The sequence below is a fragment of the Massilia oculi genome (assembly GCF_003143515.1).
GTDB lineage: Bacteria > Pseudomonadota > Gammaproteobacteria > Burkholderiales > Burkholderiaceae_D > Telluria > Telluria oculi.
In genome coordinates, this window is sequence record NZ_CP029343.1 from 2,875,369 (window position 1) to 2,890,912 (window position 15,544).

Annotated in this window: 11 protein-coding genes and 1 tRNA gene; 6 read left to right on the plus strand and 6 right to left on the minus strand. The window is 66.6% G+C overall.

Annotation, left to right across the window (positions count from 1 at the left end; translation table 11 throughout):
* The first annotated feature begins 16 nt into the window (after positions 1-16).
* From DIR46_RS13165 to DIR46_RS13185, 5 genes are all read left to right on the plus strand, one after another.
* Complete coding sequence (locus DIR46_RS13165) at positions 17-2,206, plus strand: RIFT barrel domain-containing protein (RefSeq protein ID WP_109345619.1); 2,190 nt, start codon at positions 17-19, stop codon at positions 2,204-2,206.
* 206 nt (positions 2,207-2,412) lie between these two features.
* Positions 2,413-3,873: an oligosaccharide flippase family protein gene (locus DIR46_RS13170; protein WP_109345620.1), complete on the plus strand. Its 1,461-nt coding sequence runs from the start codon at positions 2,413-2,415 to the stop codon at positions 3,871-3,873.
* A gap of 11 nt (positions 3,874-3,884) precedes the next feature.
* Positions 3,885-4,148: an acyl carrier protein gene (locus tag DIR46_RS13175; RefSeq protein WP_109345621.1), complete on the plus strand. Its 264-nt coding sequence runs from the start codon at positions 3,885-3,887 to the stop codon at positions 4,146-4,148.
* Positions 4,145-4,990, plus strand: coding sequence for a hydrolase 2, exosortase A system-associated (locus tag DIR46_RS13180; protein WP_109345622.1), 846 nt, complete (start codon positions 4,145-4,147; stop codon positions 4,988-4,990). The genes DIR46_RS13175 and DIR46_RS13180 overlap by 4 nt, the downstream gene beginning before the upstream one ends.
* Positions 4,980-5,909, plus strand: coding sequence for a hydrolase 1, exosortase A system-associated (locus DIR46_RS13185; RefSeq protein ID WP_205289122.1), 930 nt, complete (start codon positions 4,980-4,982; stop codon positions 5,907-5,909). The genes DIR46_RS13180 and DIR46_RS13185 overlap by 11 nt, the downstream gene beginning before the upstream one ends.
* Before the next feature lie 4 nt (positions 5,910-5,913).
* On the opposite strand, the gene DIR46_RS13190 is transcribed toward DIR46_RS13185, so the two are convergent.
* From DIR46_RS13190 to DIR46_RS13215, 6 genes are all read right to left on the minus strand, one after another.
* Positions 5,914-7,338 (minus strand): right-handed parallel beta-helix repeat-containing protein, encoded by a 1,425-nt coding sequence (locus DIR46_RS13190; protein WP_109345623.1) that lies wholly within the window; start codon positions 7,336-7,338, stop codon positions 5,914-5,916.
* Positions 7,339-7,348: 10 nt separating this feature from the next.
* Positions 7,349-8,713 carry a PEP-CTERM-box response regulator transcription factor gene (gene prsR / locus DIR46_RS13195; protein WP_109345624.1) on the minus strand — a complete coding sequence of 455 codons (1,365 nt, stop codon included), beginning with the start codon at positions 8,711-8,713 and terminating at the stop codon, positions 7,349-7,351.
* Positions 8,714-8,727: 14 nt separating this feature from the next.
* Positions 8,728-10,836, minus strand: coding sequence for an XrtA/PEP-CTERM system histidine kinase PrsK (gene prsK / locus DIR46_RS13200; RefSeq protein WP_109345625.1), 2,109 nt, complete (start codon positions 10,834-10,836; stop codon positions 8,728-8,730).
* Between the two features lie 90 nt (positions 10,837-10,926).
* Positions 10,927-12,330 carry a TIGR03013 family XrtA/PEP-CTERM system glycosyltransferase gene (locus DIR46_RS13205; RefSeq protein WP_109345626.1) on the minus strand — a complete coding sequence of 468 codons (1,404 nt, stop codon included), beginning with the start codon at positions 12,328-12,330 and terminating at the stop codon, positions 10,927-10,929.
* A 663-nt stretch (positions 12,331-12,993) separates the two neighbouring features.
* Positions 12,994-14,076, minus strand: coding sequence for an acyltransferase family protein (locus DIR46_RS13210; protein ID WP_109345627.1), 1,083 nt, complete (start codon positions 14,074-14,076; stop codon positions 12,994-12,996).
* A 286-nt stretch (positions 14,077-14,362) separates the two neighbouring features.
* Positions 14,363-14,438 (minus strand) — tRNA-Arg (locus DIR46_RS13215).
* Between the two features lie 175 nt (positions 14,439-14,613).
* Here DIR46_RS13215 and DIR46_RS13220 point away from each other — a divergent pair.
* Entirely contained in the window at positions 14,614-15,507 is an 894-nt protein-coding gene (locus tag DIR46_RS13220) for a c-type cytochrome (RefSeq protein ID WP_109345628.1), read from the plus strand.
* The last annotated feature ends 37 nt before the right edge of the window (positions 15,508-15,544 follow it).

Sequence of the window (15,544 nt, forward strand, 5' to 3'; positions counted from 1 at the left end):
CCGGCCGAGCGCTTCGATGTCCGGCCCGTTCCTGTCTTCTGCGCCGCGCCTGCTCCGGCTGCTGGCGCTCGCGGCCATGCTGGGCGGCGCCGGCGCCATGGCCGATGCGGCTGCGGCGCAGGCGCTCCCCGAGGTGCGCATCCAGAACCTCGGCGGCGCGCAGTCCAGCGTCCCCTTCACGTTCGGCCAGGTCTTCGCGCCGGGCGACCTGCGCAAGCAGGACCGCCTGGCCGCCCGCCTGGACGACGGCGCCCTGATTCCCCTGCAGGCCGATGTCAAGGCCACCCATGCCGACGGCTCGGTGCGCCACGCGGTCCTGTCCGGCGTCCTGCCGCGCCTCGGCGCGCGCGGCGCCGCCGCTATCGCCCTGGTGAAGGGCGATGCCCCGGCGCCGCGCGCCGCCGGCGGCGGCGTCGACAGCCTGCTCGCCGACGGTTTGGCTGCCGCCGTCACGATCAAACTCGACGGTGCCACCTATCGCGCCACGCTGGCCGATGCGGTGGCCGGCGCCAGGGGCGGCAGGAACGCCAGCCTGTGGCTCGACGGCCCGCTGGTCCGCGAATGGCGCGGCGCGGCGCCGTTCAGGCGTCAAGCCGGCGCCGCCCATCCGCTGCTGGAAGCGCACTTCGCCGTGCGCTGGTATCCGGGCCTGGAAAGACAGGCACGGGTCGAGGTCGTGGTCGAGAACGCCAAAACCTTCCAGTCCGGCGCGCGCAACCTGGATTACGACGTCGAAGTCGAGGTGGGCGGGCGCACGGTCTACACAGAAGACAAGCTGCGCCACTACCACCACGCGCGCTGGCGCCAGCTGGCCTGGTGGAACGCGGCGCGCGCCCCGGACCTGCAGGTGCGTCCCGACAGCGCCTACCTGATCGCTTCGCGCGCCGTGTCCAACTACGACCAGGGCATCGCGCCGAGCGAGCTCTCGCTGGTCAACCAGGTCAAGCGCCTGCCCGAGGAAAAGACCGGTCCGATGACCATCGGCCCCGTCAATCCCTACATGCCCTCCACCGGGGGCCGCAACGACATCGGGCCACTGCCCGCCTGGTCGGTGCAATACCTGCTGTCGGGCGACCCGCGCGCGTTCAGGACCATGGTCGCCGCCGCCGAGGGCTCCGGCAGCTGGTCGATCCACCTGCGCGACGAAAGGACCGGCTACCCGCTGCGCACCGACACCCCTGCCAACCGCGCCGTCTCGACCCACATGAACCTGGCGGACAAGGGCCCGCTGCCGGTGCCGCGCTGCGCCGGCAAGGGCCTGTGCGAAACCCCCTACAAGCACGACACGGCGCACCAGCCCTCGCTGGCCTACCTGCCCTACCTGCTCACCGGCGACTACTACTACCTGGAAGAACTGCAGTTCTGGGCCGCCAGCAATCCGCTGGAAACCGATCCGGTCAATTCCGGCCACGGCCAGGGCCTGGTGCGCTGGCAGCAGGTGCGCGGCCAGGCCTGGTCGCTGCGCACGCTGGGCCACGCCGCCTACATCACGCCCGACGCCCATCCGCTCAAGGACTATTTCGTCAAGCAGGTCGACAACAACCTCAAGTTCTACCACGCCACCTATGTCGTCGGGAATCCGAACCGGCTGGGCGTGTACGACGGTTCGGGCGCCGGCTCGTTCAAGGTCAAGGCGTCGGCGCCGTGGCAGGACGACTTCCTGACCTGGAGCTTCGGCTACCTGGCCGAACTCGGGTTCGAGAAGGCGTTGCCGATCCTGCAGTGGAAAGCCAGGTACGCCGTCGGCCGCATGACGACGCCGGGCTTTTGCTGGATCCAGGCCTCGGCCTACCACCTGGAATTCCGTCCGGGACCGAAGGAACCGCTGTTTCGCGACCTTCCCACGATGTATGCATTCAATTTTGGCGGCGACAGCATCCTGAACGAAAGCAAGAAGCTGCGCCATCCGCAAGGTCTCAAGTACATCGACCAGCCGTGCGGGAGCCGCGAACAGAGCGAGTGGCTGCGCGTGGCCAGCAAGGGCCACTGGTCGCCGGGGCGCATGTCGGGCTTCTCGGATTCGGTGCTCGGCTTCCCGGCCAATATGCAGCCGGCGCTGGCGCTGGCGGCCACCTGGGGCGTTCCCAAGGCCGACGAGGCCTGGCAACGCTTCGAGGCGCGCGCCGACCGGCCCGATTACCGCAAGACGCCGGTATGGGCGATCGTGCCGCGCGAAGGCATGGTGGCTGACAAGGCACGCCGCTGACACGCCCCGCCATCGCCGATCGGTGATGCCAGAAATGTATCGTGCGCGCATGTGTAAATAAGGATGCAGCATATAATGTTGTGCATTACAGCAATCGCTCGCGCGCATCAAAAGAGGTCTGCAGGCATGCCATCCATTCACCATCCGATCCGGACTGCCGCCGCGCGGGCCGGCGCCTGAGGCGCGCAGCCGCGATTTCCTGAACCATGGCCAACCTGCGACGTTCGCTCTTCATCACCTTCTGTTCCTCGACCGGTTCGACGGCGCTCAAGTTCGTCGTCAGCGTGCTGCTGGCGCGCATCCTCAGCCCGAGCGAGATCGGCATCTTCTCGATGACGCTGGTGCTGGTGAACTTCGCCCACGTGTTCCGCGATTTCGGCGTCACCCACTATATCCAGCGCGAGGCCGACCTGTCGGCCGACAAGCTGCGCTCGGCGGCCGGCGTGGCCTATGCCTCGTCGTGGCTGATCGCCCTGTGCCTGTACCTGGCGAGCGGCCCGGTCGGCGCCTGGTTCGACGAACCCGGGATGGTGCCGGTGATGCAGGTGCTGGCGCTCGGCTTCGTGTTCATCCCGTTCGGCTCGATCACCAACGCCATGCTGTCGCGCCGCTTCGAGGCGCAGAAGCAGGCCTACGTGAACGCCGCCGGCACCCTCAGCTACTGCGCCGCCTGCCTGATCCTGGCCAAGCAGGGCTTCGGCAGCATGAGCCTGGCCTGGGCCAACCTGATCAACATCCTGGTGTGCGGCCTGGCCCTGGTCCCGCACCGCCCGCGCGAGCTGCCCTGGCTGCCCTCGTTCGCGCACTGGCGCGCGGTGGCCAAGTTCGGCGCCGGCTCGCTGGTGTCGAACACCGCCGCCGCCGTCAACAACGCGATCCCCGACATCCTGCTCGGCAAGCTCGGCTCGGCCAGCCAGGTCGGCCTGCTCAGCCGCGCCAATTCGACGGTCCAGATCTTCATCCACGTGGCCGGGTCGACCGTCACCTACGGCGCCGTCTCCTACCTGGCGCAGATCTTCCACCGCGGCGAATCGCTGGCGCCGGTGCTCACCCGCGCTACCGTGCTGCTGACCGGCGTGGGCTGGACCGCGCTGGGCCTGACGGCGGTGCTCGGCCACGACATCGTGCTGGCCCTGTACGGTCCCACCTGGCTCGAGTCGGTGCCGGCCATCCTGCCGTTGATCCTGGCCGCGGCGTCGGTGATGATGTTCCAGTATGTCGGCTTTGCCCTGACCGCGATCGGCCGCCCCTATATGAGCGCGGTGTTCGTGCTGGCCATCCTGCTGTCGCGCATCGGCTTCGGCGTCTGGCTGTACGACGGCTCCCTGGTGACCTTCGCCTGGGCGCTGTGCCTGGCGACGGTGCTGACCACGCCGCTGCGCGCCTTCATCCAGCGCCGCTACTTCGGCCTCGGCATGGGCGCCCTGCTGCGCGCCCTGCTGCCGAGCGCCATCGTGGCGCTGGGCAGCAGCGGCGCCGCCATGCTGCTGGCCATCGCGCTGCCGTCCACGCTGGCGCCGCTGCTGCGCCTGCTCGCCATGGCGCCGGTCATCGCCGTCGTCTGGTACCTGCTGCTGCGCCTGACGCGCCACGAACTGGTGGGCGAGGTGCACCGCCTGGCGGCCCCGATCAAGACCCGGCTGGCGCTGCTGCGCCCCAACCCGTGAATGGAATTCGCATGAACACCAACCAAATCACCATCGACCAGATCAAGACCATCCTCACCGACGTGCTCAGCCTGGGCGACGCCGGCCGCCAGCTGGACGCCGACTCGCCCCTGCTGGGCGCGCTGCCGGAACTCGACTCGATGGCGGTGGTCAGCCTGATCGCCGCCCTCGAAGAACACTTCGACATCGCGATCGACGACGACGACATCAGCGCCAGCACCTTCGCCACGCTGGGCAGCCTGGCCGCTTTCGTGGACGACAAGCGCGGCGCATGAAAGCCGCCGCCGGCGCGCCGGCCGAACCCTTCTTCCTGAAGGTGGATGGCGGCCAGCGCTTCTGCCTCTACCACCCGCCGGCCGGCCCGGCGCGCGGGACGCTGCTGTACGTGCATCCCTTCGCCGAAGAGCTGAACCGCGCGCGGCGCATGGCGGCGCTGCAGGCGCGCGCCTTCGCCGCCGCCGGCCACGCCGTGCTGCAGATCGACCTGGCCGGCTGCGGCGACAGCAGCGGCGACTTCGGCGACGCGCGCTGGGAACTGTGGAAAGCCGACCTGGCGCTGGCCGCGGCCTGGCTGCGGGAGAGAACGGATGCGCCGCTGCGGCTGTGGGGCCTGCGCCTGGGCGCCCTGCTGGCGCTCGACTATGCGCGCACGGCGGCGCACCCGGTGGCCGGCATGCTGCTGTGGCAGCCGGTGCTCAAGGGTTCCACCTATCTGACGCAGTTCCTGCGCCTGCGCCTGGCCGGCGCACTGCTGGCCGATGGCGACGCCGGCGGCGGGACGGCGCACTTGCGTGCGGCGCTGCTGGCCGGCGAAGCGCTCGAGATCGCCGGCTACGACCTCGATCCCCGCCTGGCGCGCGCGCTGGAGGCGCTCGAGCCGCTGGACGCCTTCCGCCCGGCCTGCCCGGTCGACTGGATCGAGGCGGTCACCCAGGCCGGCGCCGAGCCGTCCCCCGGCGCCGCGCGCGCCGCCGCCGCCTGGCGCGGCGCCGGCGTCGACCTGCGCCTGCACCCGGTCCACTGCGCGCCGTTCTGGACGACCACCGAGATCACCGAGAATGCGGCCTGGCTGGAGACCGGCACGGCCGCGCTGGAGGCAAGACTGCATGGGCATTGAAGGCGTGGAGATCAGGCATATAGAAGCCAATATTGGCGCCAATCCCGGCGTGGATGCGGACGGCGGCCCCGAGGAACGCGCGCTCGCCTTCGACTGCGGCGGCGAACGGCTGTACGGCATCCTGAGCCTTCCCGCCCGGGGCGCCGGCGCCAGCCGCGGCGTGCTGGTGGTCGTGGGCGGCCCGCAATACCGGGCCGGCAGCCACCGCCAGTTCACCCTGCTGGCGCGCGACCTGGCGCAGGGCGGGGTGCCCGTGCTGCGCTTCGACTACCGCGGCATGGGCGATAGCGAAGGCGCCATCCGTCCGTTCGACGAGGTCGAGGACGACCTGCGCGCCGCGATCGATGCCTTCATGGCGGCGGCGCCGGACTTGCGCGAAGTGGTGCTGTGGGGCTTGTGCGACGCCGCCTCGGCGATCGGCATGTACGCCGCGCGCGACCCGCGCGTGGCCGGCCTGGTGCTGCTCAATCCCTGGGTGCGCACCGAGGACGGCCTGGCGCGCGCCACCCTGCGCCATTACTACCGCGCGCGCCTGCGCGACCCGGCGTTCTGGAAACAGCTACTGCGCGGAGGGCTCGACTGGCGGCGCTCGCTGGCGTCGCTGCTGGCGCTGCTGCGCAAGGCCAGGGGCACGCCCGCGCCCGCCGCCAGCGGCGCCACCGCCACGGCCTCGCTGCCGGAACGGATGCGCGCCGGCCTGCAGGAGTTTCGCGGGCAGGTGCTGCTGGTGATCTCCGGCGCCGACCTGACCGCGCGCGAATTCTGCGACCTGGCCGACGCCGACCGCGCCTGGAAAGGCGTGCTGGCCCCGCCGCGCGTGACGCGGCGCCAGATCGACGACGCCGACCATACCTTCTCGCGCCGCGCCTGGCGCGATCAGGTCGCGCGCTGGACGGCCGAATGGCTGCGGTCCTGGTAAATCCTCAGCGGCGCAGGCAGGCGCCGAAATCCTCGAAGGCGCCGTAGGCCTTCGCCTGGCTGCGTGGAGCGCCGCACAAGTCGACGCCATCCTGGCGCGGCTCGGCGCGCTCGGGCGCGGCGCCGCGCCAGCGGAAGTCGCCGCCCGCCGGCGCCGCGAACAAGGCGCGCACCGGGTGCAGTCCCGCATACGAACGCCACAAGGCCGCAGCGCGGTTGTCCCCGAGGCGCAGCAGGCCGCCGTCGCGGCTGCGGACCGGACCGTCGACCAGGTTGCCGTCGATGCGCGCGCTGCTGGTGGCGAAGCGCACGTCGATGCCGGCGGTGTCGACCAGGGTGTTGTCCTCGATCCGGGTATCGGCCGCGCTGTTGAGGTAGATGCCGACGTCGGAACAACCGACGACCAGGTTGGCGCGCAAGACACCGCGCTCTTGTTCCGTGATGCAGCGGCCGTCGCGGCAATACGGCTTGCCGGTGCCGCCGCCGCCCAGCGACAGCCCGACGCGCTGGCCGGGCTGGCCGGCCAGCGTTTGCTCGCACCACACCAGATTGCGCTCGAACAGATTGCCGCTGCCGCCGCCCTTGGCGAAGGCGCCATAGCTGATGCGGTCGCCGCCCGCCTTGATGAAGTCGCGGATGATGTTGCCGCGCACCGTCCAGTCGCTGGCCGCGACCAGGTCGATCGGGGTCACTGGTCGACGCGTCGCGCGCGGCGCCGGATTGGACAGGGTGTTCGCCTCGATCAGGCCATGGTCGGGAAAGCGTCCGCCCGCGCCGTTGATCTTGAAGTGGGCGTTGAAGCCTTGCAGGGTGTTGTTGACGGCCGCGAAATGGCTGGCCGCCCCGGTCACCTGGAAGGCGTGCTCGCAGTCGTCGTGGGCGGCGCAGGCGCCGTCGATGGCCAGGTTCTCGAAGCGCCAGTGCGGGGCGTTGACCCGGATCGCGACCGGCACGTTCGACAGCAAGGTCACCGTGCCCGGTTGGGCGGCGCGCACCACGACCGGTGCCCCGGCGCTACCGGGCCGGCTGGCCTCGAGTGCGCGGCGCTCGATGCGGTAGGTGCCTGGCGCCAGCGTCATCGTCGTGCCGGGCGTGGCCGCGGCCATGGCGGCGCGCAGGGCGGCCACGCCGGTGACCACGCTGGCATCAGTGCCGACGGACCCGGCCGGCTTCGGCTGGGCGCCCAGCGTCAATGCCGCCAGGTCCGGGGCGGCGCCGCCCGCTGCGCCGCGGTCCAGCGCCAGCAGGCCGCGGCTGGCGAACCGGCCGGCGCCGACGATGACGGCATGGTGGCCGCTGCTGCGCTTTTCGATGTATGGCGCCAGGGTACGCGGCATCACGCCGGCGCGTTCAAGCGCGAACAGTCCCGCCGCCACGCCGCAGCCGGCCAGCACGGTCGCCGCCAGCGCCAGGCGGGCGCCGCGCCTCATTGGGAATACGTCATGCGCTGCTCTTGATGCCGTGCCGGCTCATCAGGTCATACAGTGTCGGGCGGCTCACGCCCAGTACCTCGGACGCCTTGACGATATTGCCGTCCACGCGCGCCAGCGCGCGCACGATGGCCGCGTGTTCGGCCTCGTCGCGCACCTGGCGCAGATTCAGCGGTTCCTCGACCTGGGTGCCGTTGTCGGGCAGGCCCAGGTCGTCGGCCACGATGGTCGGGCCATCGGCCATGATCACGGCGCGCTTGACGCAGTTTTCCATTTCTCGCACATTGCCCGGCCACTCATAGCCCTCGATGGCGGCGATCGCGTCGGGGGCGAAATGGAGGGTCGGGCGCGATTCCTGGGCGCAGAACTTGTTCTTGAAGTGGTGGGCCAGCAGGGCCGCATCGCCCTGGCGCGCGCGCAGCGGCGGGATCGTGACCACGATCTCCGATAGACGATAATACAAGTCTTCGCGGAAGCGCCCGGTGCTGCACAATTCCTTGAGCTTCTGGTGGGTCGCGCACACGATGCGCACGTCTACCGGGATTTCCTCGTGCCCGCCGATGCGCTCGATCACGCGCTCCTGCAAAAAGCGCAGCAGCTTGGCCTGCAGCGCCATCGGCAGGTCGCCCACTTCATCCAGGAAGAAGGTGCCGCCGTTGGCCAGTTCGACCTTGCCCTTGGTCTGCTTGGCCGCGCCTGTGAAGGCGCCCTTCTCGTAGCCGAACAATTCGCTTTCGAGCAGGTTCTCGGGAATCGCGGCGCAGTTGATCGCCACGAAGCGCTCCTTGGCGCGCGGCGACAGCGCATGCAGCGCGCGCGCCAGCACTTCCTTGCCGGTGCCCGATTCGCCCAGGATCATCACCGAGGCCGAGGTCGGCGCCACTTTCTCGATATTGCGGCACACCTTGAGCATGCCGGCGTCGCGGCTGATCACGCCCGCCATCGGCGAATCGGCCTGGTTCGACTGCATGCGGCGGTTTTCCATCTGCAGGTTGTGCAGGAAGAAAGCGCGCTGGATCACCAGGTTCAGCACCTCGGGCTCGCACGGCTTCTGGTGGAAATCGTAGGCGCCCATGGCGATCGCCTTGACCGCGTTGGCGCGCTCCTGGTTGCCGGTCAGGACGATCACGCGGGTGTCCGGCGCCAGCGCCAGGATCTGTTCCAGCGTCGCCAGGCCCTCGGTCGAACCGTCCGGATCGGGCGGCAGCCCGAGGTCCATGGTGACCACCGCCGGCTCGTGGCGGCGGATCTGCGCCAGCGCGCTTTCGCGGTCGCCGGCGACGACCACGTCATAGGCATCGAAGCTCCAGCGCAGCTGCTTCTGCAGGCCGGGGTCGTCCTCGATGATCAACAGTTTCGGTTTGTTTTGGGTCACGGCTATTCCTCAGTTCACGCTGCGCGATCGATGGCGCCGGCGGCGATGCCGGCCCCGGCCTCATGGTACAACGGCAGGGTGACGGTAAAAGTGGTTCCGACCGAGGGCGTGCTGGTCAAGTCCAGCGCGCCGCCCAGCTCGGTAATGTATTCGCGGCTCTCGAACACGCCGATGCCCATGCCGGCCGGCTTGGTCGATTCGAACGGCTTGAACAGGCGCTCGCGAATGAATTGCTCGGTCATGCCGGCGCCGGTATCGGCCACCGTGATCGCCACCCGGTCGCCCCGGCGACGCACGGTGACGTTCACGCGGCCGCTCTTGGGCGTGGCCTCGATCGCATTCTGGATCAGGTGGCCCAGCACGCGCTCGAGCCGCTCGCGGTCGGCCACCACCAGCAGGCCCTGCTGCTCGACCTCCAGTACCGGATGCGGCTCGAGGGCGCTCTTGAGCGCGATCGCCTGGCGCACCACGGCCTCGACCGACAGGGCGCGCGGCCGCGCCGGGGCATCGTTGCGGCTCAGCTTCTGCAGCATCGACGTCATCTTCTGGATCGAATGGTCGACCGTCTCGAGCATGTCGCGCTGGAATTCCGGATTGTCGCGGTGCTTTTCGGCGTTGGCGTTCATCAGGGACAGCTGGGACACCAGGTTCTTGAGGTCGTGCACCACGAAGGTCGACATGCGATTGAACGAGTCGAACTGGCGCGCCACCATCAATTCGTTGGCGGCGTCCTGCTGCGCCAGGTAGCTGGCGGCCTGGCTGCCCGCGATCTCGAGCAGGTCGAACACTTCCCAGTTCAGGGCCACCGTGCTGCGCGCATCCTGCAGCACCACGAAGCCGAACAGCTTCGAGTGCATGATCAGGGGCACCACCAGCCAGCCGCGCGGGAATTCCTTCAGCCAGGCCGGCAGTTCGAGGTCGCCGTACTTCTCGGGCAAGGCCTTGTATTCGTGCAGGTCGATCACCCACTGGGTGGTCTCCAGGAAGCGGCAGAACTTCGAATCGGCCGGCTCGACGGCGCTGCTGGCGGCCTGCCAGCCGGCCACCGGGCGATAGGCGCCGGCGCCGCCGCTATCCGGGGTCCCGTCGCGGCGCTGCCACAGCACCCCGCCCGGGCTTTCGACCAGGGCGCCGACCGCCTCGATGGCGCGCTCGCCGATGTTGGCGCTGTGCTCGGACAGGGTGCGCGTGAAGCGCATCCATTCCTCGCGGTAGTCGTAGCCGTAGCTGTAGAAATGCTTGCTGATGAAGACCTTGAGCCAGGCGCGGAAGGTGCCCGAGAACAGGGTCCCGGCCAGCACCAGCAGCGCGCCGCACAGGAACACGACCTGCATCACGCCGCCCCAGCTGCCGCCGAAGTAGCGCAGGTAGTAGCCGGCGAAGCCCATCGCCATCAGGTACAGCGCGGAGCCGAACAGCGCGGTCGAATGGAACATCACGCGCCGCGACAGCGCCAGCGCATTGGCGCGCGAGGTGCCGCGCTTGACCGCGGTGCCGATCAGCGGCATGGCCAGGGCATTGACGATGCCGCGCGCGGCCCAGGTATCCTGGTGCATCTCATGGAACAGCATCGCCTGGCTGTACATATAGAAGTCGTAGGCGAACATGGCGCCGATGCCGAGGCAGGCGAACTTGATGGCCCAGCGCTCCTGTACCGTCTTGTTGCGGTATACCTGTTCGACCAGCAGCATGCCCAGCACCGCCTGGCATACGCGCAGCGTCACGTTCGGCAGCAGGCCGTCGATATTGAGCATCAGGTCGGTGCGCAGCAGCGCCGTCGCCAGCAGCAGGCCCAGGTAGGCCATGCCGCCCGCGAACACCGAGGTGCGCAGGCCGAACGTCCAGCGGCTGCGCGGATCGCGGTAGTTGCCCAGCAACAGGACCAGCACGACACACCAGGCGCCGCTGCGCAGGATCTCGAGCTTGTCGGTCCAGACCGACCACAGACCGAGGCCGGACGCGGCTTCCAGGGCCAGGGCGCCGGACCAGAGCGCGGTGAGCGCGCAGGCGATCGCGACCGGCGCGACGTGGCTGCGGCCGCGCCAGATCGTCAGCAGGAGACCGATCAGCAGGAGGAACCCGACGGCGGCGACGCTGTAGCTATAGACGGCAATGCTGGTCAACGTGCGCCATCCATGAGAACGTGCATTGAAAAAATCCGGGTAAGGAGGCCACACCGATGCCTGGCCCCGGCGCGACCCGGGGCGTGGTCATCAGCGTCCGCTGCGGAACAGCACGACCTTGAGGGTATTGATCAGGACCAGCACGTCGAGGAACAGACTGTTGTTCTTGACGTAGTACAGGTCGTACTGCAGCTTTTGCAGCGCATCCTCGGCCGAGGAGCCATAGCCGTAACGCACCTGGGCCCAGCCGGTAATGCCAGGCTTGATGCTGTGGCGCACATTGTAATACGGCACCACCTCAATCAGTTGCTCCACGAAATAAGCACGCTCGGGGCGCGGACCGACGAAGGACATCTCGCCCTTGAGCACGTTGAACACCTGGGGCAGTTCGTCGATGCGGGTCTTGCGCATGAAATTACCGACGCGGGTGACGCGCGGATCGTTCTGGGCCGCCCACTGCGGCTTGCCGCCCTTTTCGGCATCGGTGCGCATGCTGCGGAACTTGTGCACCCGGAAGATCTTGCCGTCCTTGCCGACCCGTTCCTGCGAATAGAACACGGGGCCCCGGTCTTCCAGCCACACGGCGATGGCCGCGGCCAGCATGATCGGCAAGGTCATGACCATGATCAGGGTGCTGCACACCAGGTCGAAGCCGCGCTTCATGAAGGTGCGGATATAGCTCTGATCAAAGCCGCCGCCAAAGACCAGCCAGCTCGGCTGCAGGGAATCGACCCGGATCTGGCAGGTTTCACGCTCGAAGAAGGTGGCGGCGTCGGTGACCTTGAGGCCTTGCAGCTTGCAGTCGAGTAGTTCCTTGATCGGGAAGCTGCCGCGCCGGTTCTGGACCGAGACCACGATTTCCTGCACACCATACTGCTTGGCGATATTGACCAGCGAATCGCCGTCGCGCACTTTCAGCAGGTTGCCAGACGGAACACATACCTCTTCGGTGGCGACGGGAATGAAGCCGGCGATATTGTAGCGGTGGTAGCTGGTCTTTTTCTGCGCCAGCTCGCTGCACTCCTTGGCCAGCGGGCCGCAGCCGAGGAACATGATGCGCGACTGCATCAGGCGCATCTCGGATGTCTTGAAGAAAATAATGCGTGCCGTGAAGATGCCGACCGCCGCCAGGCCGAATACCAGCAGCAGGATGCCGCGGCCGAAATACAGGTCGGGAGCGATATAGAACACCAGGGTCAGGATCAGGAAGCCCATCAGGAAGGCCGGCATCAGCTTCATGAAGAAGGGATGGCGCAGGCCCTCGTCGAAATCGAGCTGGTACATGCCCATGGCGCTCATGCTGAAGCTGACCGCCACCGCGAAGGCGATCGCCGAGGCCATGAAGTGATCGAGTTGCAGGGTCCGCGCCGGCGTGCTGACATCGATGAAGTGCATGGCTGCTCCCGCATAGGCGGCGCCGAGCAGGATCAACATCTCTACGAACAGCAGGACGAATACGATCTTCGACACATAGTGATTAGAGATCCGAAACATGTTATTCCCCAGAATTTATTATTGCTTCACTACTAGCTGAGTTGGCAAAACGACCGCTAGAACCGCATTGAATGGCAGCGCGCGCATGGTCTCACACAATCGCCATAACCTGTCGCGCTCGCAAAGAGATGTTGTATTTACGGAAAAAACGAGGGTCTCGCTCGCCTCCTGGTCAACAAATTTTCCTACACAACATTATCAATATAGCAAAGATTGAGATTTGTTTCTCTATCGCCATATGTACCGTGCGCAAGAGTGTGCGTCTTTCCTGAGGGCAACGTCGATGACGTGGCGCCGACCTCCATCTGCCGTTCAGTGCCGGCCGACCTGCCCGCCATATTAGGTCAATGCTGTGTAGTCTCGATGACTTATCGTCTGTGCAATCAAACCTGGCGAACCACCGTCGAACCATGCATTTTATACATCATGCAGGAGGTGATTTTTTGCTATATTTTTAACAGTAAATATAGCACGGAAACACAACCGGACTCAACGACGCTTCACTGCCGCGTCAGGTCGATGCAACACGCATATGACAGGTTCCCATCGCTCCCTGCGAAAAGAGAGAGAAATTTTAGCATTGACTCAACAATATACAGCGCAACGATGGATATCGTGCGCTATTGCTTTAAAGCCAATATTGATTTAAAGCAAGTTTGAGCATCAGATTTTTGCCCCAGCCCGCGGTGCATCCACCACCGGCACCGGGTCGGCAACCGCCGCCATCCTCGGGCCCCGGCTGCCTGCACCTATGAGCAGGGGAAATAGCCGTGGCATCAAGGTTTCGGCAATTCGATAGACAACGACAAGCACGGCCGTCACCAGCAATGGCGCCATGATCCAGTACAGGGGATAGGGCAAGGCGCTGCCATAGCGACCGTACAGGATCCAGGTCAGCAGCAGCAACGGCGCATGCGCCAGGAACATGAAGAAGCTGTATTTGCTCATGCCGGCCAAGCATGGTCCGAAGCGGCTCGCCGCCAGCCAGGCGGTCGCAGGCCAGATCAGGAAGGGAGCGACCAGACGCAGATAGGTCGTGTTCGCGACACGGAAATGCACGATGGCGGCGCAGGCGAGCAGGAACAACAGGAAGCACGGCATTGCAAAGCGGTCGAGCAGGCGCAGGTTCCAACCGCGCACGGCTGCCATGCCGCCGACATAGAAGAGGACGGCCATGATGTCGCGCAGCACCAGCACGCCATCATAGTTTTTCAAGAACACCACCGACACCAGGACCAGGCCCGGCCACGCATAGTTGCGCAACAGCCAGCCGAACGCAGGCGCGAGCAGGATCAGCACCAGCAAGTCGCGCAGGAAATTCAACGGGTAATTAATAGGCGACGCGGTCAGGCCGAACGCCGCATTGAGCCAGGCCATCGGTTCGAATGGCCACAGCTGCGCCGACATCTCGATTCCGGCAGCCATTTGCGCCCCCAGGGCCAGCGGCACCAGCGGCAGGTTGAAACACAGGAAGGGCAGCAGGATCGTGCGCGCCTTTTTACTGAAGAGGCGCGCCGGCGCACGGTCGAGGGCGGCGCCAAACAGCAGAAAGCCCGAGATGACGGTCAGCACCGGAACGGTGGCGCGGAATACGGCGAGCTGGAAAAAGGCCTTGGTGGCGTCGAACCAGCCGTTGCCGATCTCGGCCATGGGCACGTACTGTGGCGTATGCAGCATGATGACGCCGAAGATCATCACGAAGCGAAGAACGGCGATACGGTCGCGAAGGCCACGGTCGAGAGTCATGGAAGGTCCTCTTTCAAGAGAGCGAAGCGTACGCAGGGAGGTCGCCGTACACGGGCGCGTGATATTGCCGGATCGCGCCTACCGGCGGTGATCGGTCCGTCAACTTTCTTACATTAAAGTCAACAACTGGCAATGTCAATTGTGCGCATGCACCATTCCACAAAAGTGTGCGATGCGACGACGACGGGCGGAATCGGACGCGGGGCGGCGACATGCCGGCGCATACGGAAAGATCGGGAAGAGAAAGGGGAAAAAGGGGAACTGCTTGGCGGCAATTATGCCGGAATGGCGCGGCTGGCTGGGATCGAACCAGCGACCCTTGGCTTCGGAGGCCAATACTCTATCCACTGAGCTACAGCCGCGCTGGAGGCGTGACGAAGGATACAGTCTTTCCGCAAGTACGTCCATGGGAAGAAGCGGAAAAACCCCTACACCGAAGCAGGATTACACTATAATAAGATGCTTGACGGCATTTGCAAAAAGCCACTAGATCGCAGTGCCCCAGTGGCCGGTTTTTTTAATTGAATTAAGGAAATCATGAGCGACGCACACAACGAACACCAATCCCTCATCCGCACGCCAAAACAGCTCGTCGTCGCCGTCACGGGATTTTTCCTGGTTATTGTTCTAGGCATCATATTGCTGGTCGTTTTCGTGACCAGTACCGCTACCACAGGCGCCGGCACCGACAGCCAGAGCGCCGAAGCGATCTCCAACCGCATCCGCCCCGTCTCCGAAGAAGGATTCACCCTGGTCGACGCCAACGCGCCGCGCGTGCTGCAGGCCGGCGGCGCCGTCTATGCCGCCACCTGCGCGGCCTGCCATGACAGCGGCATGGCAGGCGCGCCGAAGACCGGCGACAACGCCGCCTGGGGCGCGCGCCTGGCGCAGGGCTATGACACCATTCTCAAGCACGCCATCGAAGGCATCCGCGCGATGCCGGCCAAGGGCGGCAACCCGGACCTGGACAACCTGGAGGTCGAGCGCGCCGTCGTCTTCATGACCAACAAGAGCGGCGCCAGCTTCAAGGAGCCGGCCGAGCCCGCGCCCGCCCCGGCAGCCGCCGAGGCGCCGGCCGCTGGCGCCGCTGCGCCGGCCACTGCAGCAGCTCCGGCGCCAGGCGCGGCGGCAACGCCCGCCCCGTCCGCTGCAACTACCGCCGCGCCAGCCATTGCCAGTGCCGACGCCGGCAAGAAAGCCTACGATTCGGCCTGTATCGCCTGTCATGGCGCTGGCATCGCCGGTGCGCCAAAGTTCGGCGACAAGGCGGCCTGGACGGCACGTCTCGGCCAAGGCGGCAACGTAATGTACGAGCACGCGCTCAAGGGCTTCCAAGGCAAGACCGGCTTCATGCCGCCGAAAGGCGGCTCCACCCTTCCCGATGCGGACGTCAAGGCGGCCGTCGATTACATGGTCGCCGCCGTGAAATAAAGTACGCAGCGACAGCGCATTGCGGCAAAAAAAAGCA